The organism is Frankia sp. AgKG'84/4 (genome assembly GCF_023242965.2).
Taxonomy (GTDB): domain Bacteria; phylum Actinomycetota; class Actinomycetes; order Frankiales; family Frankiaceae; genus Frankia.
Map to the genome: position 1 here is coordinate 1 of NZ_JALKFU020001312.1, position 2,107 is coordinate 2,107.

The window sequence follows — 2,107 nt, forward strand, 5'->3', positions numbered from 1 at the left end:
CCTCCGCGCCGCGCTCCATCGCCCGCGGCCTCGGCCACAGCGCGGCGGCGAAGATCGCGATCATGGTGGTGGCGGTGATCCTCGTGACCGCCGGGGTGGCCTTCGCGCTGCGCGGCCCCGCCCGCTCGAGCGGACTGGCGGCGGCGCCCGTCAGCAGCCCGTCGTCAGCTCCGCTGAGACCGTCAGGCCAGCCGACCGCGCCCACGGCGTCGGTGATCTCCGTGACGCCGGTGACCAGCGGTTCGCCAACGGGTCCGGGTCCGGACCCGGGCACGGATCCGGGCAGCGCGAACTGCGATCCGGTCCCCGACGACTACTCGTTCATGGACATCGCGACCGCCACCACGTCGGCGGCGCAGGAACTGACTCTCGACCCGGCGTGCACCTACGACCGGCGCGGTTTCGTCCTCGACGGCCCGGACGCCGCCGCGTTCCACATCACCTGGGCGCCGTCCTGCCCAGCGGGCACCTTCACCGGCGATCGGTGTCGCATCACCATCGCCTTCCGCCCGACGCGGCCCGGCACCGCCGAGGCGCATGTCGCGCTCCCGCAGCGCGACGGCAGCACAGGCGTCGACGACACCCTTGCCGGCACGACCACCAGCCAAACCCGGACCACCACGACGACGCCGCCGGTGCCCTGCGGCACCGAGCCGCCTGCGGGGGTCACCTTCCCGCCGACACCGGCCGGCACGACGGTGACCCAGCCCTACACCTTCGTGTCCATTGGCTGCGCCGGCCGCAGCTACGACCTGACCGGCCTCAGGGTGACCGCCCCCTTCTCCGTGCGCCGGGACCCCAACTGCCCCGGCACGATCCCCGGCGACAGCGGGACGGCCTGCCGGCTCGACATCACGTTGGTCCCGCCGTCATCCGCAGGCGCGGTGACCGGCACCCTGCGGATCGCGGGTAGCGACGGCGTCGATCGCACGATCGCCCTGCAGGGCAGCGTGTCCGCACCGACGTCGACTCCGAGCCCGAGCCCGACTCCGAGCCCGACTCCGAGCCCGACGCCGAGCTCGACCCCGACCCCGACGTCGACACCGTCCGACACCTTGTCCCCGCTGGGCGGATGACCAGGCGGCCGCGCGGGCACAGGTCAGGCGCCGTCGGAGCGCAGGAGCGAGTTGTGCGAGCCGACGACGAGCTGACCGGTCAGGTCACCGCCGACCTGGACGTGGACGCCGCTGCGCTCGAGGTCGTCGGGTCCGACCGGCTCGGGTCCGCTTCGCGCGGGCGCGCCCGGTGCGCCAGCGCCGCGGCCCGGCGGGCGCGAACCGGTGGGGAAGGGCGGTGCGTGTGCCGGCCTGGCCCGACCGCAACGCGCCGCGGCGAGCTGGTCGAGCAGCCGGCGGCCCGCGTGGTCGCCGTCCCTGTCGAACAGGTCGATGGACGCGAGCGGACCGAGGGCGCCAGGCAGCTCGCACGCCTCGACCCGGACCGGGACGAGGCGGCGGGCGAGCCCCCGGGGGTCGGCGGCCCAGACGGCCTGCCATTCGGCTGCAGCGACGGCTGACCGCAGATACTCTCCGGACACGACCGCGAGAACATGTCGGGCCAGGGACAGCCCGGTGTTCACGACACCTGCCCGGCTTGCTCCGGCCACGACATCCCAGGCCTCAACCAGCACCTGGTATCCCGCCTCTTCCAGCACCCAGGAAATCCACTGGGCCCATTCCTCATCAGCCGGAACGTAGGAGACGAAGAAATCGGCCGCGCCGCGTCCGTCCTGGTGCCATTCGTTTCCCGACGATGCGTCGTCCGCCATGACCACCAGCATAGATCGCGGTCACCGCGGCGAAGGTCGGATCAGGTGACACGGAGCAGAACCGTTTCGGGTTCAACGATCCGGAGGTCTGTCTTCCCACATTGAACGGCTGCTTAGGCGTGCCTAACCTCGGTTCCGCAAGCGTGGGAACCACGGAGGTGATGCACCTTGCCAGCCGCACGTGTCGCGTCGGTGACGGCGCTGCCCGCGCCCTCGACGCCGCTCGGGCCGTTCGCGGACAGCGCGCTGTCCTGGGCCACCTGGATCACGCTGATGGGGTTCGTCGGGCTCGTGGCACTCGCGCTGTTCGCCGCCGGGCCGGGTCCTCCTCTCCCGCCG

Annotated in this window: 1 protein-coding gene and 1 pseudogene; one reads left to right on the forward strand and one right to left on the reverse strand. The window is 72.8% G+C overall.

Translation table 11 applies throughout. The features are described 5' to 3' along the window. Nucleotides 1-1,076 (forward strand): annotated as a pseudogene (locus MXD58_RS29990) (hypothetical protein); the annotation flags it as partial. A 23-nt stretch (nt 1,077-1,099) separates the two neighbouring features. On the opposite strand, the gene MXD58_RS29995 reads toward MXD58_RS29990, so the two are convergent. Then, entirely contained in the window at nt 1,100-1,768 is a 669-nt protein-coding gene (locus MXD58_RS29995; protein ID WP_248838641.1) for a toll/interleukin-1 receptor domain-containing protein, read from the reverse strand. Between the last annotated feature and the right edge of the window lie 339 nt (nt 1,769-2,107).

What these genes read in the sequence shown, in the direction of transcription:
- MXD58_RS29995 (WP_248838641.1), bottom strand. Translation starts at nt 1,768, where the DNA reads ATGGCGGACGACGCATCGTCGGGAAACGAATGGCACCAGGACGGACGC.